This window comes from Streptomyces sp. NPDC048338, assembly GCF_043201055.1.
GTDB lineage: Bacteria > Actinomycetota > Actinomycetes > Streptomycetales > Streptomycetaceae > Streptomyces.
Window position 1 is genome coordinate 24,608 of record NZ_JBICYQ010000002.1, and the last position, 20,188, is coordinate 44,795.

At 72.4% G+C, this 20,188-nt stretch carries 15 protein-coding genes; 6 read left to right on the forward strand and 9 right to left on the reverse strand.

All coding sequences use genetic code 11. The annotated features are described in order from the left end of the window. Nucleotides 1-96: 96 nt before the first annotated feature. Nucleotides 97-1,554, reverse strand: a complete 1,458-nt coding sequence (locus ACGFZF_RS04560; protein ID WP_393551036.1) for an RNB domain-containing ribonuclease — start codon at nucleotides 1,552-1,554, stop codon at nucleotides 97-99. Nucleotides 1,555-1,746: 192 nt separating this feature from the next. Beyond that, nucleotides 1,747-2,232 (reverse strand): hypothetical protein, encoded by a 486-nt coding sequence (locus ACGFZF_RS04565; RefSeq protein WP_393551037.1) that lies wholly within the window; start codon nucleotides 2,230-2,232, stop codon nucleotides 1,747-1,749. Nucleotides 2,233-2,444: 212 nt separating this feature from the next. On the opposite strand from ACGFZF_RS04565, the gene ACGFZF_RS04570 reads away from it, so the two are divergent. After that, nucleotides 2,445-3,296 carry an NAD(P)H-binding protein gene (locus tag ACGFZF_RS04570; RefSeq protein ID WP_393551038.1) on the forward strand — a complete coding sequence of 284 codons (852 nt, stop codon included), beginning with the start codon at nucleotides 2,445-2,447 and terminating at the stop codon, nucleotides 3,294-3,296. A 205-nt stretch (nucleotides 3,297-3,501) separates the two neighbouring features. Here the strand turns inward: ACGFZF_RS04570 and ACGFZF_RS04575 are convergent, their stop codons facing one another. Together ACGFZF_RS04575 and ACGFZF_RS04580 are read right to left on the reverse strand one after the other, a co-directional pair. After that, entirely contained in the window at nucleotides 3,502-4,212 is a 711-nt protein-coding gene (locus ACGFZF_RS04575) for a lysophospholipid acyltransferase family protein (protein WP_393551039.1), read from the reverse strand. A gap of 365 nt (nucleotides 4,213-4,577) precedes the next feature. Next, on the reverse strand, nucleotides 4,578-5,324 hold the full coding sequence (locus tag ACGFZF_RS04580) for a hypothetical protein (protein WP_393551040.1): 747 nt from the start codon (nucleotides 5,322-5,324) through the stop codon (nucleotides 4,578-4,580). Between the two features lie 463 nt (nucleotides 5,325-5,787). On the opposite strand from ACGFZF_RS04580, the gene ACGFZF_RS04585 reads away from it, so the two are divergent. The 4 genes from ACGFZF_RS04585 to ACGFZF_RS04600 all read left to right on the forward strand — a co-directional run bounded on the left by ACGFZF_RS04585 (nucleotide 5,788) and on the right by ACGFZF_RS04600 (nucleotide 11,220). Beyond that, nucleotides 5,788-7,848, forward strand: coding sequence for a discoidin domain-containing protein (locus ACGFZF_RS04585; RefSeq protein WP_393551041.1), 2,061 nt, complete (start codon nucleotides 5,788-5,790; stop codon nucleotides 7,846-7,848). Between the two features lie 194 nt (nucleotides 7,849-8,042). Beyond that, entirely contained in the window at nucleotides 8,043-8,675 is a 633-nt protein-coding gene (locus ACGFZF_RS04590) for a TetR/AcrR family transcriptional regulator (protein ID WP_393551042.1), read from the forward strand. Between the two features lie 125 nt (nucleotides 8,676-8,800). After that, nucleotides 8,801-9,211, forward strand: a complete 411-nt coding sequence (locus tag ACGFZF_RS04595; protein ID WP_393551043.1) for a cupin domain-containing protein — start codon at nucleotides 8,801-8,803, stop codon at nucleotides 9,209-9,211. A gap of 386 nt (nucleotides 9,212-9,597) precedes the next feature. Next, nucleotides 9,598-11,220 carry a hypothetical protein gene (locus tag ACGFZF_RS04600; RefSeq protein ID WP_393551044.1) on the forward strand — a complete coding sequence of 541 codons (1,623 nt, stop codon included), beginning with the start codon at nucleotides 9,598-9,600 and terminating at the stop codon, nucleotides 11,218-11,220. Between the two features lie 127 nt (nucleotides 11,221-11,347). Here ACGFZF_RS04600 and ACGFZF_RS04605 read toward each other — a convergent pair whose 3' ends face one another. Then, entirely contained in the window at nucleotides 11,348-11,608 is a 261-nt protein-coding gene (locus tag ACGFZF_RS04605) for a DUF1049 domain-containing protein (RefSeq protein ID WP_393551045.1), read from the reverse strand. 215 nt (nucleotides 11,609-11,823) lie between these two features. Between ACGFZF_RS04605 and ACGFZF_RS04610 the strand changes: the two genes are divergently transcribed. Continuing rightward, nucleotides 11,824-12,705: a hypothetical protein gene (locus tag ACGFZF_RS04610; protein WP_393551046.1), complete on the forward strand. Its 882-nt coding sequence runs from the start codon at nucleotides 11,824-11,826 to the stop codon at nucleotides 12,703-12,705. Here ACGFZF_RS04610 and ACGFZF_RS04615 read toward each other — a convergent pair. The 4 genes from ACGFZF_RS04615 to ACGFZF_RS04630 form a co-directional block, all read right to left on the reverse strand. Next, a complete protein-coding gene (locus ACGFZF_RS04615; RefSeq protein ID WP_393551047.1) occupies nucleotides 12,680-13,945 on the reverse strand; it encodes an arginine deiminase in 1,266 nt (421 codons plus the stop codon). The two genes, ACGFZF_RS04610 and ACGFZF_RS04615, sit on opposite strands and share 26 nt — an antisense overlap. 44 nt (nucleotides 13,946-13,989) lie before the next feature. Next, nucleotides 13,990-15,453, reverse strand: coding sequence for a basic amino acid/polyamine antiporter (locus tag ACGFZF_RS04620; RefSeq protein WP_393551048.1), 1,464 nt, complete (start codon nucleotides 15,451-15,453; stop codon nucleotides 13,990-13,992). A 262-nt stretch (nucleotides 15,454-15,715) separates the two neighbouring features. Further along, the gene (locus ACGFZF_RS04625; RefSeq protein WP_393551049.1) at nucleotides 15,716-18,808 is read right to left on the reverse strand and encodes a glycoside hydrolase family 3 N-terminal domain-containing protein; all 3,093 of its coding nucleotides are present in this window, start codon (nucleotides 18,806-18,808) and stop codon (nucleotides 15,716-15,718) included. A gap of 99 nt (nucleotides 18,809-18,907) precedes the next feature. Then, entirely contained in the window at nucleotides 18,908-19,888 is a 981-nt protein-coding gene (locus ACGFZF_RS04630; protein WP_393551050.1) for a LacI family DNA-binding transcriptional regulator, read from the reverse strand. Nucleotides 19,889-20,188: the final 300 nt, after the last annotated feature.

The window sequence follows — 20,188 nt, forward strand, 5'->3', positions numbered from 1 at the left end:
GGACTGTCCCGCAAAGCTCGCCGTCGCCGGACAGGTCGCAGGTGCACGATGGCCCGCCATGCCCGAGGCGGCTCCAAGATCTTCACGGGACACCCCTCAGGGCACGGTGAAGAGGACCTTGTCCTCGTCCGCGGCGGGGTCCGCCTGCTTGAGCGTGGCCCTGATGCCGGATCCGAGCTGGAGATCCAGGCCGTTGGTCGAGACGACCTTGGCCAGCACGGCGGGGTCGGCCAGGAACACCTTGCCCTCGCGCGGCTTGCCCCGCTCCGCGTCGGTGTCGATGACCGCGGCGTCGAACACCTCGCCCACGCGGTCCTTGAGCACCGCGGCCTCGACCAGGTCCACCGTCTGCCGGTCCGCCAGGCCGCCCTTCCCCCGTGCCGTGTCGCACGGGATGCAGGACAGCGCGTCGAGCACCCAGTTCGGCGGGGCCTTGTCCGCGCACGCCATGACGCACAGCTCACCGGTGTAGCGGTCGACCAGGCGCCGCAGCGGAGCCGTGCAATGGGCGTACGGGGCCGCGATCGCCGCGTGCATCGTGTACGCCGGCTTCTGGTTGTCGCGGAAGACGGTGTACTCCGCCTTGAGCATCGTGCTCGTGGCCTCGGTGAGGAAGGCCATGTGCTGCTGGTTCTGGGGATCGAGTTTGCGGACCAGCGTGGCGTACGAGATGCCGGGCCGCCAGACGATGCCCAGGGCCTTCGCGATGTCGTGCAGGCGCTTGATCACGTTCTGATCGGCCTGCTCCTTCTGGGTCCGCAGGATGCCGGTACCCGTGTCGAGCATGATCTGGGCCGCGGACATCCCGGTCATGAGGGAGATCTGCTCGTTCCAGCCCTCGACCGGCAGCGTCGCCACGTAGCGCAGCCGGAACGATCCGTCCTCGTCGAGGGTGACCTCCTGGTCCGGCAGATTCACCGAGATGCCGCCGCGCGCGACTTCGACGGCCTCCCGCAGCTCGCCGATCTCCCGGAGCAGGGCGAGGGACGCCTGCGCCGTGCCGTTCTCGATGGCCTGCTGGGCGCCGGCGTAGTCGAACCGGGCCTGGCTGCGGATCATGGCCCGGCTCACGGACGAGTCGGTCAGATTGCCGTGGGCGTCGAGGTCGTGCTGCCACAACAGGGCGGGGCGCTTCTCGTTCGGCAGCAGGCTGGCCGCGCCCTCGGAGAGGACGGGCGGGTGCAGGGGCACCTTGAGGTCGGGGAAGTACAGCGTTTCGATCCTGTCGTGCGCCTCGATGTCCAGAGCGCTGCCCGCCCTGACGAAGGTCGCCACGTCCGCGATGGCGTAGTACACGCGGTAGCCGCCACCGGGCCGCCGTTCCAGGTGCATGGCCTGGTCGAGGTCCTTCGAGGTCGGCGGATCGATCGTGAAGAACGGCAGGTGGGTGGCGTCCTTGTCGGGCAAGCGCGCCTCGTCCGCGGCCTTGTCGGCCGCCTTGAGTACGCGCTTGGGGAAGCTCAGGGGGACCTTCAGCTCCGCGCGGAGTTCCTCCAGCGCGGTGCGCAGAGCTTCCTGGGCCCCGGCAGACATGTGCATCGGGCGGCGTCGCATGCCCCGAGCGTAGGGCGGCGGTCACGAACCGGCGCGGCGAGCGGGGCCGGGCGGCGGAGGGGACCGGGGCGACGGCGGCCGGGCGGCGAAGGGGGCCGGGGCGACGGCGGCCGGGCGGCGAAGGGCCGTACCCACGCGATCACGCAGGCGTCGGAGGCCTGCTCCCGGGTCCGCCCCCGCACGGGACAGGCGTCAACGGCCGTACGTGGCCCGGCACAGGTCCACGATCTCGGGCGGGACGGCGTGGGAGCCGTCCGCCTGGCGGCACAGGGACCGCAGGCTCGGGGCCTGCCCCGCGGGCCGCTTCCCCGGCTGGGCGCGGTCCGGCCTCGTCGGCACCGGCGTGACGGCCGGGCGCCGGCGCCGGGGTGTCCGTGCCGCCTCGTCGGCGTCGCGCCGCGTCCGCTTCTGTGCCTGCCCCGGAGCCTTTCCCGCCCGCGCTTCGCGGACGGGCTTCTCGTTCCCGAGGGGCTCCGTCTCGGCGAGCGTCTCCCGGGGTGCCGGCTGCGCGGGCACCGGCCAGGCGGGCCGCGGAGCCGGAGGCCGTACGAGCGTGGGGCCCGTACCCACGGCGGGCGCCGAAACCGCCGGTGCCGGGACGTCGGGGACGGCGACGCAGCCGGTGGTGACGAGAAGCGCGGCCATGGCGAGGGGCGGAGTGACGCGGCGCAGGTGCATGGCGCCACGGTGCCCGACCATGGCGCCTCGACGGCGCCGCGCGAGACCGCACCACCGTGACGAGTGAACGGCGCGCACGGGACGACGCCTCCGCCACCGCGGGCAGATCGCTGATCGGAACAGCACCTGACGGCCACTCCGGCCGGTGCTTGACCTGAACCTCGGTTGATGTACGAGGGTCGTCTCATCGAACGGCGAGACGAGGAGTTCCGATGACACAGCCCAGGATCCTGGTGACCGGCGCGACCGGAAAGGTCGGCGGCGCGGTGGTGACCCGGCTGCACGCGGCGGGCGTGCCCGTGCGGGCGCTGGTGCGAGGGGAGGCGGACTTCCCGGAGGGTGTGCAGGCGGTGCGCGGCGATCTCGGTGATCCCGCGTCGCTGGGCACGGCTCTGGAGGGCGTCGATTCGGTCTTCCTGGTGTGGCCGTTCCTGAGCGCTGAGGGCGCGTCGGACGTGATCGACATGATCGGGAAGCACGCTCGACGGGTGGTGTACCTGTCATCCGCCGGGGTCGGGAGCCACAAGGAGAAGCCCGGCGAGGCGATCACCATGTTCCACACGGAGCTGGAGCGGCTGATCGAGGCATCGGGCCTGGAGTGGACGGCGCTGCGGCCCACCGGGTTCGCGAGCAACACACTGGGCTGGGCGGAGGAGGTCCGCACCACCGGTGCGGTAAGGGCGCCGCTGGCAAGGCTGGCACGCCCGCTGATCCACGAGGCGGACACGGCCGCGGTCGCCGTCGAGGCGCTGACGACCGACGCCCTGCTCGAGGCCCGCCCCCTGATCACCGGCCCCGAACTGATCACCCAGGAACGGCAGGCGGCCCTGATCGGCGAGGCGATCGGGCGACCGGTGCGGTTCGAGGAAGTCGCGCTGGACGAGGCCGTCGAGCAGATGAAGGCCGCGGGCTACCCGGCAGAGCTGGTGGAGGCCGTGCTGCCGGCCCAGGCGGAGATGCTCGACCATCCGGAGCCGGTCAACGATGAGGTGGAGCGCATCACGGGCACCCCGGCCCGGTCCTTCCGGGAGTGGGCGGTGGACCACGCGGCGGACTTCCGCTGAGCGGGACGTCGGTACACGTCGACACGGACGACCAGGGCACCTGATCCCGCCCCGTCGCCCACACGCCTGCGGCCTCAGGTCGGGCTCCTGCCCCGGCCTGAGGCCGGGGGAGTGCCGTGGCCGGCGTCGTGCGCCCGCCGGGGGATTGCGGGACAGCCCAGGGGGTGTCCTGTCGATGATGCCGGGGCCCCGGCCGTCCGGCCGGTCAGCGGCCGGGGTGCGCGGCAGCCGTCGCCGCTCCCGCCGTGGCGAGCTCCCGTGGTGCGACCGGCTCGCCCAGGTGCGAGGCCGCCGTCCGCCACGCGGCCGTCACGGCCTCGCGGGCGCGGGCCGTGCGCTCGGCGCAGTCACCGCCCGTCAACTCGACGGACGTGCCGACGTGTACATGGAGCCGCGGCCGGCGCAGCGGCGCGGTGAACAGGCCCGCGAGCTGCTTGGCGCCGCCGCCGGACGTGACGCGCCGGGCGCCCGCCTGGCCCAGGGGCACCACCGGCGCTCCCGTCCGCTCGACGAGGCGGGCCAGTCCGCTGCGGAAGTCCTCGGGCGCCGCCTCCCCCGCGTCGCGGCGGCGCGGCAGGCCCCCCTCGCCGTAGATCAGGACGACGCGGCCCCGGTCCAGCGCCCGGGCCGCGCCGGTCAGGGCGTCCGCGGCCCGCTGGTCCCGCCGGTGGACCGGGACGTGCCCCTCGCGCTCCAGGGCGCGGCCGAGCACCGGTACCCGCCACAGTCCCGCGGTCGCCAGGACGACGGGCTCCACGCCGAGCCGGCGCAGTGCGGCGAGGACGATCGCGGGGTCGGCGAGCGAGGTGTGGTTCGCGACGACGACGCTGCCGGGGGCGAGCGTGGCGCCGGGGTCGGTGGTGACCGTCAGACGTCCGAAGGCGGGCACCAGGGCGTCGGCGAGGCGGCTGAGCATGTGCGCGGGTCTCCTGAGCTCGACGGGGCTGGCCTCCATCGTGCCGACGCGCCCCTGCCGCGGACCTGAGTAGCGCTACTCAACCGCGGTACTCAACCGCCCTGCTCGACCGGACCGCGCCTCCCGCCCTCCGCTGCCCCCACCCCCCTCTCCCGGGCTGCGCCCGGCCCGACCGAGGCGCACGACCGAGCCGCTCCCGGCCCAGCCCCGCCGTCCTCCCGCGCCCCGCCGTCCTCCCGCGCCTCGCCGTCCTCCCGCGCCCCGCCGTCCGAGCGGGCCGCTCCCGGCCTCGCGGCCCCGATCCGGTGCGCATCCGGGCCGGCCCGGCGTGCCGCGCGGGACGCCGACGGCGTCGAGGAGGCCCGTCAGGCGGCCGGGGCGTCGCCCCAGGCCTTGGCCAGGCCCTCCAGCCATGCCGGGGGAAGCTCCGCGGAGTCCCAGGCCGCGCGCAGCTCCTCGGGTGCGGTGCTGAGGCGTTCGAGTACGGCGATGCCGCTGGGGGAGTGGGCCAGGGAGTAGCGGCTGTGGATGCCGACGGCGCTGCCGGGACCGTAGTCCGCGTACAGCCGCGTCAGCCGCTCGCCGTGGGCGCGGGTGAACTCGTCCAGCCGGCCCGCGTACCCGGCCCGCTCCAGGGCGCTCATGGTGCCGAGCACGGCGGTGAGCACCCGGTCCGACTCCTCGGGGTCGAAGTCCGAGGCGTGGGCGAAGACCAGGTACAGCGGGGTCACGGCGACCTTCGCCCGCTCCACGTCCACGAATCCGACCGGGGGGAGCGGCCGGCCGTCCTGCCGGGTGCCCCCGTGCGGTCCCGTCGCGGTGGCCTCCTGCAGGAGGCGGTCGGCGATGCGGCCGAGCGCGGCACCGGCGGCGTGGGCGCCGTCGGACCAGCCGTCGGCGTACTCCCCACCCCGCCCGTCCGGGAGCTCGACGCCGGTCTTGCCCAGCTCGCCGTGCGCCTCCGTGAGGGCGCCGGCCTCGACCAGCGCGACGAGCATGGCGGCCTCGTCCCCGAACACTCCCGCGCGGCCGAGGAGTTCGAGGACGGTCTGCTTGGTGTTCTGGACGCTGGCGGAGTTCAGCGGGTGCCGTGCCTCCTCGGCCGGGTTCACGGTGCGCTCCCTTTCGTCGTGACGGTCTCTCTGTGCTCTGCCTCGGTGCCCTGTGCTCTGCCTTCCGGGATCCGCGCGTGTCGGCGCCCGTGCCCCTCCCGGGCGGGCCGTCAGCACGGGGCGACGGCTCCCGGTGGCCGTGGTGTCCTCTCCGTGCGGATCAACATCACTCCATCATCCACGACTCCCGGCGCGGGGACGGGCGTGGGCGCGCGTCACGCGACGGGCGACCGGGTGCACCCGCCGGTCCACGCGCCCCACCCGGCCCGCGTCCCCCTCGCCGTCCCCGTCGCGCCCTCCGCGTACGTCCCCGATCCGACGATCCGTCAGGTCGTCCATCAGGTCATCCGTCCCGGACTCTTGACTCTGCTTCCTCCAGTCGGGATTCTCGACCAACCCTCGCGCGGAACATGACAACTCTCAGAGCCGCGCCGTCCGCCGACCGGAGACGTGAGTGATGTCCATGACGCGACCCACGCGCAACAGGCGTAAACCCCTGGCGGTGCTGTCACTGCTGTTGGCCATGATGGCCGTCCTGCTCGCTCCCGCACCCGGCTCCGCCGCCGACGGCGCCTGGTGGAACCCCGTCGCCCGGCCGGCGCCCGACTCGGAGATCGACGTCGTGGGCGAGCCGTTCAAGGGCACCAACGCCCAGGGCGAGGTGCGCGGTTTCGTCGACGCGCACAACCACATCATGTCCAACGAGGCATTCGGAGGCCGCCTCATCTGCGGCAAGGCATTCTCCGAGGGGGGTGTCGCCGACGCGCTCAAGGACTGTCCGGAGCACTACCCCGACGGCTCGCTGGCGGTCTTCGACTTCATCACCAAGGGCGGGGACGGCAAGCACGACCCCAACGGCTGGCCCACCTTCAAGGACTGGCCGGCCCACGACTCGCTGACCCACCAGCAGAACTACTACGCCTGGGTGGAGCGCGCCTGGCGCGGCGGCCAGCGGGTGCTCGTCAACGACCTCGTCACCAACGGCGTCATCTGCTCGGTCTACTTCTTCAAGGACCGCAGCTGCGACGAGATGACCTCGCTGCGCCTGCAGGCGCGCAAGATGTACGAGATGCAGGACTACATCGACAAGATGTACGGCGGCGCCGGAAAGGGCTGGTTCCGCATCGTCCTCGACTCGGCCCAGGCCCGCGACGTGATCAAGCAGGGCAAGCTGGCGGTCGTCCTCGGCGTCGAGACCTCCGAGCCGTTCGGCTGCAAGCAGATCCTGGACATCGCGCAGTGCGACCGCGCCGACATCGACCGCGGTCTGGACGAGCTGCACCGGCTCGGGGTCCGCAGCATGTTCCTGTGCCACAAGTTCGACAACGCCCTGTGCGGGGTGCGGTTCGACCAGGGCGCGCTCGGCACCGCGATCAACGTCGGACAGTTCCTGTCCACCGGCACCTTCTGGCAGACCGAGACGTGCAAGGGACCGCAGCACGACAACCCGATCGGACTCGCCGCCGCCCCGAAGGCGGAGGCCGAGCTGCCGGCGGGTGTGGCGGTGCCGTCGTACGCGTCCGGCGCCCAGTGCAACACCCGGGGCCTGACGGAACTGGGCGAGTACGCCGTCCGCGGCATGATGAAACGCAAGATGATGCTCGAGATCGACCACATGAGCGTCAAGGGCGCGGGCCGGGCCCTGGACATCCTGGAGTCCGAGTCGTACCCCGGCGTCATCTCCTCGCACAGCTGGATGGACCTCAACTGGACCGAGCGGGTCTACGCGCTGGGCGGCTTCATCGCCCAGTACATGAGCGGATCCGAGGCCTTCAGCGCGGAGGCGAAGCGGACCGACGCGCTGCGGGACAAGTACCACGTGGGCTACGGCTACGGCACCGACATGAACGGCGTCGGCGGCTGGCCGGGCCCGCGCGGGGCCGACACCCCCAACCCGGTGCGCTACCCGTTCCGCAGCACCGACGGCGGCTCCGTCCTCGACCGGCAGACCACCGGGCAGCGGACGTGGGACCTGAACACGGACGGCGCCTCGCACTACGGCCTGGTCCCCGACTGGATCGAGGACGTCCGACTGGTCGGCGGCCAGGGCGTGGTGGACGACATGTTCCGCGGCGCCGAGTCCTACCTCGACACCTGGGGCGGCTCGGAACAGCACCGGGCCGGCGTGAACCTGGCCGCCCACGCGCCGGCCTCGGCGTCCACCAGCGAGTGGTGGAACCCCTTCGTGTCGTACGTGCCCGGCCGGGCCGTGGACGGAGACCGGGGCACCCGCTGGGCGAGCGAGTGGAGCGACGCCCAGTGGCTGCGCCTCGACCTCGGATCGCCGCAGCTGGTCAAGCGGGTGACGCTGGACTGGGAGTCCGCGTACGGCAGGTCGTACCGCATCGACCTCTCGGACGACGGCAGCACCTGGCGAACGGCCTGGTCCACGACGACCGGCGACGGGGGTCTCGACACGGCCCAGTTCGCGGGAAGCACGGCCAGGTACGTCCGGATCAGCGGGGTGCAACGCGGGACCGGGTGGGGCTACTCGCTCCACGAGGTCGGCGTCTACAGCAGCTGACGGCACCGCCCCACGGATCGTGCGTGGGGCGGGGCACGCCCATCGGGGCGGACCGGCGACGACGGCCGCGTCCGGTGGGCGGACCGTGCGACGACGGCCCGGGAATCGCCGGGCCGTGCACAGACAGCCCGTGACCGGGCGGACCGGGAGACCGGTCCGCCCGGTCACGGCCGTACCACCGAGAGGGACTTCGCATGACCCGCATGCCGCTCGTCGATCGGCGCCGGCAGCTCACGGAGGCGGCGATCCGGGCGATGGCCCGCGACGGCGTCCCGCGGACGACGACCCGGTCCATCGCCGCCGAGGCGGGCGTGTCCCTCAGCGTCTTCCACTACTGCTTCGACTCCAAGCAGGCACTCCTGGAGTCGGTGATCACGGTGATCACCGACCACTACGTGGGGGTGGTCAAGCAGGCACTGCGGCCCCGCGACACCGTGCGGGAGACGATCCGGGCCGGCTTCGGCGCGTACTGGGACCACGTCCGCGCCCAGCCCGAGGAGCACATGCTCACCTACGAGCTCACCCAGTACGCGCTGCGCACCCCGGGCTTCGAGCCGCTGGCGCGCCGCCAGCACGAGCGCTACGGCGAGATCTACCTCGAACTGATCGAGCAGCTCGGCGCCGCGATGAGCCTCGAACTCGCCGTCCCCGCACCGGTGCTGGCCCGCTACCTGGCCGCCGCGACCGACGGGCTGACCCTCAACTTCCTGGTCCTGGGAGACGACGAGCCGGCCTTCGCGGCGATCCTCGACATGATCAGCGACCAGGTCGCCGCCCTCGCCGAGGACCCGGGCCGACGGGAGGCGACGCAGGCCGAACGGCCGTGACCGGTGCGTACCCGGACGAGCGGGGCCCCGCGCGTGCTAGGTTCCTGCTCCACCCGCCGCCCGCTCCGCGAGAGCCGCGGACGGAGTGGGGCACGAGAGGCACAGCGGAGGAACGGCGGCACCCGATGGTCTCGGCAGCGAACGACGGACCCGGGGGTCCCGACGACTCCGGCAGCGCACCCGTGGCGCACGTCCTGTGCGACACGGCGGCCCTGGCGGCGATCTCCCCGGGGCGTTCGGGTGCCGTGTGGCGCCTCGCCGAATCCGGCCGTCAGCTGGACGCCAACGTCGTGAGCATCCCGCCCGGGGGACGCGTGGAGACCCACGTCGAGCCGGAACTCGACGTCCTCCTCCTCGTGGTGGCCGGCGACGGCACCCTCCTGCGCCCCGACGAGCCGCTCCCGATCGGTGAGGGAAGCCTGGTCTGGCTGCCTCACGGCGCCACCCGCGGCCTGGCCGCGGGTGCGCGAGGGCTCGCGTACCTGACCGTGCACGCCCGCCGACCCGGTATGAGGATCGGCGGCGTCCGGGGCTGAGCCCCCGCACGCGTCACGACTCACCCGCCGGCGGCGCACACGGCACGGCGCCCCGCCCGGTCTCATCGAGCGCCCGCCCGCCCGCCCGCCCGCGCCCGCGCCCGCCGAGCCTGCGCCCCGAGCCCGGCGCCCGCCGAGCACGCACCGGGCGGCCTCCGGCCGTCGGCCGTGGGGGCACGACCCGCAGACGTGTGGGATTGGTGACATTCGTTCAAATGTTCTCAGGGGGCGTGGATTCCGCTTGCTAGCGTATGGGTCCCGCGCGCGCCCGACGCATCGTCAGGAGCGCGCCTGACCAGCATGTTTCTCCCGCGAGAGGCCCTTACGTGACAAATCCGCCCCATCGAATACGCCATCTCGCCGGAGCGGTTCTGGTCGGTGCCCTGGTGTCCGGAATCCTCCCCGCCGCGGGCGCCTCCGCCGCGCCCGACACGGCGCCGCGCGCGATGGTTGCCGTGGACGATCCGGTCGAGGGCATGCCCGAGGACGGCTTCGAGGACGAACCCGATGGTGAGCAGGACGACTTCGTGTCCGCCTCCGCCGCGGCCTCGGCCCGCACGGCGGCCCCGACCGGAGCGCAGGCGCTCGCCGCCCCGGTGCCCGGCCGGGCCGGTGACTTCCAGCTGGAGACGGGTTCCTCGCTCGCCGGCCTGGTGAGTCAACTGGAGGGCGCACTTCCGAAGCAGGGTCTGACCGACCTGATGGAGGAGGCCAACCGGGAGTCCGGCTGGGAGGGCGCCTGCGGGACCGCGGGCATCTACGGTCCCGATCTCGCCGTGAACCACCGGGTGTGCTGGAAGAGCGACGACGCCACCTCCACCGAGTGGATCCCGCAGGCCATCACCGGTGTCTCGGACGCTCAGGAGGACGAGGACTGGGGCACGTCCAACGCCGAACCGATCGCCGTCGCCGCGTACGACAACGAGAATCCCGGTCGCAGCGACTACACCGCCGGACGCGACAACTGCGTCCAGGACAGCGCCTCGGACGCCTGCAACGAGAAGGGCATCCGGGTCAGCTTCTTCAACCAGGCCACCCGGATGTACCGCCATGTGCTGCTGGTCTGGCCCTACGTCAACTCCAAGGACCACATCTCCTTCGACGCGCTCCACGCGAGCGAGGGCACGTGCACCACTTCCGTGACGAAGGCCTGCAAGGCCCAGACGGGCATCCACGCGGGTGGCATGGTCTGGTACGGCAACTACCTCTACGTCGCCGACACCTCCAGCGGTCTCCGGGTCTTCGACCTGCGGAAGATCATGGACCTGAACCCGGACAACGACGCCGACGTCAACGACCCGACCCTCGACGGCCTCGTGAGTGACGTCGTCGACAAGAAGCGGATCGGCCGGCAGAGCAACGTCTGGTACGGCTACGGCTACCGCTACGTCATGCCGCAGGTCGCCTCGCTGCGGTTCACCGCCGCCAGGACCACCGGCGACACCAGCAAGAACCAGTGCTACGCCACCGCCCGTCCGAAGGCGTCCTACGTCTCGCTCGACCGCACGGACACGGACCACCTGGTCCTCGGCGAGTACTGCAACACCAACAACGGCGGTTCCAGCCCGGGCCGGGTCGGCACCTACCCGATGGCCTCGGTCGCGGCCGCCGTCGAGGCCGCGGCCGGCACGAAGGCGAACGCGGACGCGGCCTACGGCCTGCCGGCCGGCCCGACCTTCGGGAGCGAGCCGCTCTGGCACAAGATCCAGGGCGTCACGCGCTACGAGGGCAAGTGGTACTTCCACCGCAGCAACGGGTACGACAACGGCCGACTGCTCCAGGCGGCGGTGGGCACGGTCGACGGCACCTCGCAGCTGGTCGGCAACGCGAAGGTGCTGCAGAGCGCCTTCGGTCCCGAGGACCTGTACCTCGCGCACGGCCGCGGCGACGGCTTCCCGCCGCAGCTGTGGTCACTGAGCGAGCACGCGCCGAGCGCGTCGTGCGGTGCCTGCAAGCGTGAGCTGTACAGCTACAACATGAGCGAGGTGATCGGCGACTTCGCCCCGTAGCGTCGCCGCCCCCACCGGAGCCGCACGCGCGCCGTCGCGCGTGCGGCTCCCGCATGTCCGCCGCCCGGCGTGTGCCGCGGAGCGTCGGGAGAGGATTCCCCGCTCGGGTGCGGCGCGGTCCGGCGGCTCAGCGGGACCGCACGGCGCGCCGGCGGGCGATGAAGAGGCCGAAGAGGATGCCCACCAGCAGCGTGACCGTCAGGACGGCCCAGAGCGGCAGCGTCACCGTCGGGATCCAGAGTTTGATGGTCACGGAGCCCGTGTTGGCCGCGATGAACCAGATGGCCAGCGCGGCGAGGACCAGGAAACCGATGGTGCGCAGTCGCATGTCGCGGCCCTTGACGGTCAGGGTCGGCGGTCCGTGCGACGTGGATGCCTTCTGTGCCATAACGCTCATTATCGGACGAATCCGGCATTTATTCGAATGGTCGACGTCGCGCCACGGGTGCGCCGGCCTCCGGCGCCGCACCCATTGACGCCTCTGGTCCAGACCTCTGAGCCCGCGGGGCGGGACGGAAATCCGTTCGGACCTCGTGGGGAAGCGCTCTAGGCTCGGCGGGAGCCGGCCGGAGCGCCGGGCCGCGGGGGAGCGGGGGAGCCGCTGTGCGATGGCGCTGGGGCAGGAAGAGGACGCCTGCGACGATCGAGGAGGCACCGCCGGACACCGGGCCGCCGGACACCGGGCCGCTGGACGCCGGGCCGCCGGTGGACGACGACTTCAGTCCGCACCGCTGGGAGATCGAGGTGTGGGACGAGTGGCTCCGGGTCTCGCCGACCGGACCCGGGCTCCGGGCCTGGTGGACGGACGGGCGCACCGACGGGAGCGGCCCCGACGACGAGGAGCGGTACCGGGAACGCCTGGCCGAGATCCTCTCCCGGGCGGCCCCGCGCGACTGCGCCGCCCTCGGCCTCGGCTGCAGCCGCCGCGTCGACCGGCCCTGCCGCGACCCCCGGCTCTGCCGGCAGGACCCGCCGGCCGGCTCCGGGATCCGCTCGGGTCCCGTCCCCGGCGCGTGCAGCTCGTTCATCGACTGCTGGTCCCCGCTGGGCCTCCGTGTGAAGTTCTCCGGGAACGACCGGCACCGGGCCGTGCACCTGCGGCTCGGACCGCCCGTCGACCCGGTGGGCGTCTGGGTCGACGGGGTACGCCTCGCGCCGGACCTCTGGCTGGACGAGGCCGGCTACTGGCTGGACGACCGGTTCTACGTCGTGGAGGCGAGCGGTCCCGACGACCACCCGGAGCAGCTGATCCCCTCCATGGGGCATATGGGCTGCTCGATCATGACGCTGGTCGTCCACGACGTCGAGCGCGCCACGACCCAGGTGCTCGTGCCCGAGGCCGGCGAGAACTGGACGTGGCCGGTGCTGCGCCTGACCGACGGGACCTTCCGCGTGTACGCCGACGAGGCCGCCCTGGAGGCCGACGCCCCCGACCGGGTCCTGCCCGCCGCTCCTCCGGTCAGAAGTCGACCGCGTCACGGATGAGCGGGCAGGTCATGCAGTGGCCGCCGCCGCGGCCCCGCCCCAGTTCGGCACCGACGATGGTGACCACCTCGACGCCCGCCTTGCGCAGCAGCGTGTTCGTCTGGGTGTTGCGGTCGTAGGTGAAGACGACACCCGGCTCCAGGGCGACGGCGTTGTTGCCGCTGTCCCACTGCTGGCGCTCGGAGGCGTAGACGTCGCCGCCGGTCTCGATCACCCGGAGCTCCGGCAGGCCGAGCGCCTTCGCGACCACGTCGACGAACGGGGTCGTGCCCTCGTCGGTGATCTCGACACCGGGCGCGCGGTCGGCGGGCCGCAGCGAGAAGGTGTGGACGGCATCCATGATCCGCGGGTACAGGGTGACGATGTCGCGGTCGGCGAAGGTGAAGACGGTGTCCAGGTGCATCGCCGACCGCAGCTTCGGCATGCCGGCCACCACGACGTGCCGTGCGGCGCCGTTCGCGAACAGCGAGGCCGCGACCTGGGTGATGGCTTGACGGGAGGTGCGCTCGCTCATGCCCATGAGGACCACCCCGTTTCCGACGGGCATGATGTCGCCGCCCTCGAACGTGGCCTGGCCCCAGTCCTGCTCCGGGTCGCCCCACCACACGGTGCTTTCCCGGTAGTCGGGGTGGAAGAGGTAGACGGCCTTCATCAGCAGGGTCTCGCCGTGCCGGGCGGGCCAGTACAGCGGGTTGAGCGTCACGCCGCCGTACAGCCAGCACGTCGTGTCCCGGGTGTAGAGGGTGTTCGGCAGCGGAGGCATCAGGTACTCGCGCGCGCCGGTGGCCTCGCGGGCCAGTGAGACGTACCCGGAGCGGTGGTCCTCGGGCAGGTCCGCCGTCGACAGGCCGCCGATCAGGTACTCGGCGAGCGCGCGCGGAGCGAGCGACTCCAGGAAGGCCCGGGTGTCGTCGACGAGCCCCAGCCCCACCTCGTTCGCGATGATCTTGCGATCGAGCAGCCACTCCCGTGCCGCGGGGATCGCCATCGTCTCGGAGAGCAGGTTGTGCAGCTCGACGACCTCGACACCCCGCTGGGTCAGCTTGTTGACGAAGTCGGCGTGGTCGCGCTGGGCGTTCTCCACCCACATCACGTCGTCGAAGAGCAGGTCGTCGGAGTTCGTCGGCGTGAGCCGCCGGTGGGCGAGCCCCGGCGAACAGACGAGGACCTTCCGCAGCCGTCCGACCTCGGAGTGGACGCCGAGGGCCGGCCGGGATTCGGTGGTGTCGTGGCTCGTCATGGGGGACCTTTCCGGGATGCGGCGGCGCGGGGCGGGCCGGGGGCTCAGAGCTCGATCCAGCCCACGGCCAGGGCGACGACCCCCATCACGGCGCCGGCGATCGAGACGGCGCACAGCGCGGCCTCGCCGGGCGAGAAGGGGCGCCGGTTCTGCTCGCGACGCGCCTTGACGAACAGGAACGTGGCGGGCGCGTAGAGGATGAAGGAGACCAGGACGAACTTGAGCCCGGCCGCGTAGAGCAGGAACGCCGTGTAGAGGGTGGCCAGCACGGCCACGACCAGTTCCCCGCGGGTGCTCCGCCCCGTCAGGGCCGGATCACCGGCCGGGGCGCGGGCCACCTTCACGGCGAAGGCCGCGGCGAGGAGGAACGGGATGAGGCTGAGCGCGCTGGTGAGGTCGAGCGCGAAGGTGAACGCGTCGTCCGAGAACATCGTGACGACCAGGATGACCTGGCTCAGCAGCGTGGTCATGAGCAGGGCGGGTACGGGCACGTCGGCCGCGCTGGCACGGCTCAGGAAGCGCGGCATGTCCTTGTCCTTGGCCGCCACGAACAGCACCTCGGCGGCCATCAGCGTCCAGGCCAGGTAGGCGCCGAGGACGGAGACGATGAGGCCGACGCTGACGAAGACCTGGCCCCAGGTGCCGACGGCCGCCTCCAGGACGCCGGCCATGGAGGGTTGCCGCAGCTCGGCGATCTCGGCCATCGGCAGGATGCCGTACGACACGATCGTGACCGAGGCGAAGACGGCGAAGACGCTGAGGAACCCCAGGATCGTGGCCCGCCCGACGTCCTCGCGGCGCTTGGCGTGCCGGGAGTAGACGCTCGCGCCCTCGACGCCGAGGAAGACGAAGACCGTGGCGAGCATGGTGCCCCGGACCTGGTCGAAGAGCGATCCCGCGTAGTCGGCACCGGCCCAGTTGTCCGCGAACACGGACGTGTCCAGGTAGAAGAGCGCCAGGATCACGAAGACCAGGATGGGGACGACCTTGGCCACCGTCACGATCCGGTTGATCGCCGCCGCCTCCTTGACGCCGCGTCGGATCAGCAGGAAGAAGGCCCACAGTCCGAAGGACGACAGGACGACGGAGAGGAGGGTGTCCCCGTCGCCGAGCGCGGGTGCGATCGCGCCGATCGTCGACATGATGAGCACCCAGTACGTGACGTTCCCGACGCACGCGCTGGCCCAGTAGCCGAAGGCCGAGAAGAAGCCGAGGTACTCGCCGAAGCCCGCCTTCGCGTAGGCGTAGACGCCCGCGTCCAGATCGGGGCGGCGCACGGCGAGCGTCTGGAAGACGAAGGCGAGCATCAGCATGCCCAGGCCCGCGACCGTCCAGGCGATCAGTGCGCCCGCGACCCCCGTCTCCTGGGCGAAGCGGCTGGGCAGCGAGAACACGCCCGCTCCGACCATCGAGCCCACGACCACCATGGTCAGGGTGACGAGGGTCAGCTTGGCCGCCGGCGGGGCGCTGTCGGTCGTCGTGCCGGTTCCGGTGTCCTCCGCGGTCATGGACCACCTCGTCGGCACGCGCGGACCGTGGCCGGCTCATCCTGAGTCAAGGGGACCCCCCGTTCGAGGAAGGGACGGGCGTGGCGGTCACGCACGCTCACCGATTGGGAAATCTAACCCCTTTTGTCGGCATTGTCCGCTCGCATGGTCCGTTCGGGCCCGCTCCGCCCCTGGACGGAGCCCCACGCACGAGCGGCACCCGCCCGCTCCGCCCACCCGGGGGTGACGGTAGCGGGCGAGTGCCGCCGGGGGAGTGCCTGGATCAGCCCGCGGCCCGGTACGCGGCGGTCAGCTTGCCGACGGCGCCGGTGAGGTCCCCGGTCAGGAGCAGGTGGTCGGCCTCGGCGAAGGGCTTCGCCGTCGCCTCGGTGATGTCCTGCCCGATCCGGTGCTGGACGACGAGCCGGGCCCGGCCGACCAGTTCCGCCCCTTCCGGCGACGTTCCCCGGCCGGCCGCCTGGAGGACCTTGGCCGCCAGGCCGATGGCCTTCAGGGTGACCTCGCCGCCGACCGGCGCCGGCTGCGCGCCCAGGGTCGTCAGACCCCAGCCGTACGGGAACTGCGGGGCGTACGCCGCGTCGCCGACGTTGATCGGCAGCTGCGCCTCGGACTTCGGCCAGGTGACGGGGAGCCGGCCGGTGAAGGGCCGCTTCCCGTAGAGGACGTCGGCGACGCCGTCGCCCTCGGTGCCCGGCAGCCACGACGCGACGAGCGCGTCGATCGCGCCGAGCCGGTCGCCGATCAGCTGCGGCCGGCCGGACACGACCAGGACCGCGCACGGCATCGCGGCGCAGACCCTGTCGACGGCCGCCTTGTCCGCGGCCGTCAGTTCGAGGTCGTTGCCGTTGCCCACGTCGCCGAAGCCCTCGGCGTACGGGGTCTCGCCGACGACGACCACCCCGACGTCGTAGCCGTCGACGGCAGCCGAGGCGTCCTTGGAGTAGTCGATCCGCGCGTCCGGCGCGGCCTTCCGCATGCCTTCGAGGATCGTCGTGCCGGTGGTGGTCCGGCCCGAGGCGCCCTGCCAGCTGATGGTCCAGCCGCCGGCCTGGTTGCCGAGGTCGTCGGCGTTGGAACCGGCGACGTACACCTTCTGCGACTTCTTCAGCGGCAGGACGGCGCCCTCGTTCTTCAGCAGCACCTGGGACTTGGCGGCGGCCTCACGGGCGACCGCGCGGTGCTCGGCCGAGCCGATCGCCGCCAGGTTCGCGGTGTCCGCGTAGGGCCGCTCGAACAGGCCCAGCCGGAACTTCTGCGTCAGGATCCGCGACACCGCGTCGTCGATCCGTGACTGCGGGATCCGCCCGGCCGCCACCTCGTCCTTCAGGGTCCGGGTGAAGTCCTGGTAGTTGGTCGGCACCATGATCATGTCCAGCCCGGCGTTGACCGAGGTCCGGACGTCGCTCGGGTAGTCGCCCGGGATCTGGTCGATGGCCTGCCAGTCGCTGATCACGAAGCCCTCGAAGCCCATGCGGTCCTTCAGGACGCCGTTGATCATCTCGGCGTTGGCGTGCATCTTCACCGGGCCCTGGTCGTCGCCCAGGACGTCCAGCGAGGAGTACGAGGGCATGACGGTGCCCGCCCCGCGCTTCACGGCCTCCGCGAACGGTGCCAGGTGCACCGCCTCCAGCTCCTCCCGGGTGACCTTCGTGACGCCCTGGTCGATGGTGTACGAGCCCGTGGTCGAGGAGCCGAACGCGGTGCCGCCGTCGCCCACGAAGTGCTTGGCGCTGGTCAGCACCTTGTCGTTGCGTGCGAGGTCCTTGCCGTTGCGGGCGCCCTGCATGCCGTTGATCACGGTCTCCATGGCCGTCACCAGGGCCGGGTCCTCGCCGAACGCCTCGTAGGAACGGCCCCAGCGCTCGTCGCGGGTGACGCAGAGGCAGGGGGCGAAGTCCCACGGGATGCCGGTCGCCCGCACCTCCTTCGCGGTCACGGCGCCGGTCCGCTCGGCGACCTTCGCGTCACGGCTCGCGCCGATGCCGATGTTGTGCGGCATGATCGTCGAACCGATCACGTTGTTGTGGCCGTGCACCGCGTCCACGCCGTAGATCAGCGGGATCTGGAACCGGGTGGCCCGGGTGCGCAGCTGGTAGGCGTCGACCATCCTCGCCCACGCCTCGGGCGCGTTGGGCGTGGGCACCGACCCGCCGCCGGACAGCAGCGAGCCCAGGTCGTAGGCGGCGATGTCGCCCTGCGACCGAAGGGCGTTGCGCTCGGCCTGCGTCATCTGCCCGGCCTTCTCCGCCGGGGACATGCGGGCCAGCAGGTCGGCGACGCGCTTCTTCACCGGCAGCCGCTTGTCGAGGTACGGCAGCCCGTGCGCGTTCACCACGACCACGGGGTTCTCGGCCGGGGCCTTCGCACCGGCGACCGTCAGCGTCAGCGGGATCGTCTCCGCGGACTCGGCCGCGCCGTCCTTCCGGGTGGTCACGGCGATCGAGCGCGTCTCGCCGGAGGCGGTGCCCGCCGGGAACGTGACGGTGCCGGAGACCGGGGTGTAGTCCGCACCGGACTCGGCGCTGCCGTCGCCGGTGGTGTAGGCGACCGTGACGGGTTCGGGGATCGGCCCGGAGCCGGTGGTCGCGACCGAGACCTTCACCTCGGCCGCGACGCCCTCGGCGACCGGGTACACACCGGAGCCGACGACGACCTTGGTGGTGAGGGCCGGTTCCGCCTTGCCGTACAGCTCGACGCCGTCGAGGGCGAAGCCCCCGGGCGCCCCGGGAGGCAGCGTGAGCGCGTACCCCCACATCTCGTTCAGGCCGAGGACCTGGTCGATGCCGCCGACCGGCTGGTAGTCGGCCCGGTACTGGAAGTCGGAGAACGGGATCTCGACGAGGTGCCAGCCCTCCCAGTCGTCGGTGAAGGACGTCGTCCACAGCTCCGAGGCTTCGCCGTTGGCGCCGCCGTCCTTGAGCTCGAAGTGGATGCGCTTGCCGGAGCCGGGCGGCAGGGGAGCGGTGTTCTGGCCGAACCACCAGAACCGGATGCCCTTGGCGGCGGTCCAGTCGTGGGCCGGCCGGTCGAAGGCGAAGTCGTGGCTGAACCCGCCCCAGCCGCTGATGTCGTAGCTGCCTTCGAGGACCTTGCCGCCCTCGGGTGCGTCGGCCCGGTCGGCGATCCGCAGCTTCGGTGGGTCGTCGGCGTCGCTGCCCCAGGTGAAGATGCCCTCCGCGGGCGGATTCGCGAACGGCACCTCCCCCTCGAAGCGGTCGACGGCCACCGGAGCGGGCTCGTCGGCGGCGGCGCTGGGCAGGGCTCCGGCGAGCAGCCCGCCGAGGAGGGCGGTGGCGGCGATCGCCGCCGTACTGGTTCTGCTCCTGAAGCGGATCCCGAGGCGAGATCGTGGCATTGCGGCTCCTTCTGCGCGACACGGACGTGCGGGGAACAGGGGAACGGGGAGAGCGGCAGGGAAGGTGACGGGGTGTCGGCGACGCGGCCCCGCGCCGGCTCAGCGGGCCGGTGCGGAGCTTCGGACGACGAGTTCGGTGGGCAGGACGACCGGTTCGGCGGGGACGGGCTCGCCGGCCAGGGCGGCGAGCAGCATCCGGGCGGCAGTCTCGCCCATGCGCCGCATGGGCTGGCGGACCGTGGTCAGCGGCGGTTCGGTGTGCCGGGCCATCGGGATGTCGTCGAAGCCCACGACGGCCACGTCGTCCGGGACGACGCGTCCCGCCGCGCGCAGGGACCGCAGCGCGCCCGCCGCGATCAGGTCGTTGTGCGCGACGACGCAGTCGAAGTCCCACCCTCGGGCGAGGGCCTGTTCGACCGCCGAGCGCCCGGTGTCCTCGGTGAACTCGCCCGCGATGACCAGATCGGTGGGCATGACCTCGCGGAACCCCGCCAGCCGCTCGCGCACGCAGCCGAAGTCACGGCGTCCGGTCACGACGAGGGGGCGGGTGCGCCCCGAGGCGAGCAGGTGCGCGGCGGCGGACGCGCCGCCGGCCCGGTTCGTGGTGGCGACCGAGGGGAAGAGCGGGTGGTGGCCGCGGTCGTCGATCATCACGACGGGCAGTCCGCGCCGGTGCATGGCCGTGATGGTGTCGAGGGTGTTCTCCGGCTCGACGACGAGCAGCCCGTCGAAGGCCCGGGCCGAGACCTGGGCGGCGAAGTGGCCGACCGAGTCCGCGCCCCGGTTGCAGGTGAACAGCAGCAGCCCGTAACCGGCCGCCTCGACGGTGTCGACGACGCCCTGCAGCACCTCGCCCATCCACGGCCAGGTGAGCGACGGCGTCAGCATGCCGATGATGCGGCTGCTGCCACGCGCCAGGCCGACCGCCCCGGAGCTCGGTACGTAGCCCAGGCCCGCGATCACTTCACGAACACGGGCGGCGGTGCCGACGTCCACCTCGGCCCCGGCGTTCAGGACCCGGGACACGGTCGTCTTGCTGACACCCGCCTGACGTGCGACGTCAGCGATCGTGACACGCATCAGGGGCCTCCCCGTCGGTGACGCACAGCGGTCCGGGCACCGGCCGCCGTCGGCTGACATCGCTGTCGGAACCGCTTCCGGAACCGGTTCCGGCGCGGTGCGGCGAGTCAACAGGCAGGCCGCCATGCCGTCAAGAGTTCACGTCGACAACGGCTGGATTCCCAAGTTCACGGCGCGGGGTGGGAGTTATGCGTTCAAGGTCTGAATGCGAGAAGCCTTGACGGGTGCCGAGAGGGGCAGTTCACTCACGCCTCGGTCCATCACTCGGTCCACAGCGCCACCCCCACACTCCGCCGAGAA

Coding starts and splice junctions, on each gene's coding strand:
- ACGFZF_RS04585 (WP_393551041.1), top strand. CDS start 5,788: ATGACGCGACCCACGCGCAACAGGCGTAAACCCCTGGCGGTGCTGTCA.
- ACGFZF_RS04625 (WP_393551049.1), bottom strand. CDS start 18,808: ATGCCACGATCTCGCCTCGGGATCCGCTTCAGGAGCAGAACCAGTACG.
- ACGFZF_RS04620 (WP_393551048.1), bottom strand. CDS start 15,453: ATGACCGCGGAGGACACCGGAACCGGCACGACGACCGACAGCGCCCCG.
- ACGFZF_RS04575 (WP_393551039.1), bottom strand. CDS start 4,212: ATGCTCAGCCGCCTCGCCGACGCCCTGGTGCCCGCCTTCGGACGTCTG.
- ACGFZF_RS04605 (WP_393551045.1), bottom strand. CDS start 11,608: ATGGCACAGAAGGCATCCACGTCGCACGGACCGCCGACCCTGACCGTC.
- ACGFZF_RS04560 (WP_393551036.1), bottom strand. CDS start 1,554: ATGCGACGCCGCCCGATGCACATGTCTGCCGGGGCCCAGGAAGCTCTG.
- ACGFZF_RS04630 (WP_393551050.1), bottom strand. CDS start 19,888: ATGCGTGTCACGATCGCTGACGTCGCACGTCAGGCGGGTGTCAGCAAG.
- ACGFZF_RS04595 (WP_393551043.1), top strand. CDS start 8,801: ATGGTCTCGGCAGCGAACGACGGACCCGGGGGTCCCGACGACTCCGGC.
- ACGFZF_RS04590 (WP_393551042.1), top strand. CDS start 8,043: ATGACCCGCATGCCGCTCGTCGATCGGCGCCGGCAGCTCACGGAGGCG.
- ACGFZF_RS04565 (WP_393551037.1), bottom strand. CDS start 2,232: ATGCACCTGCGCCGCGTCACTCCGCCCCTCGCCATGGCCGCGCTTCTC.
- ACGFZF_RS04615 (WP_393551047.1), bottom strand. CDS start 13,945: ATGACGAGCCACGACACCACCGAATCCCGGCCGGCCCTCGGCGTCCAC.
- ACGFZF_RS04570 (WP_393551038.1), top strand. CDS start 2,445: ATGACACAGCCCAGGATCCTGGTGACCGGCGCGACCGGAAAGGTCGGC.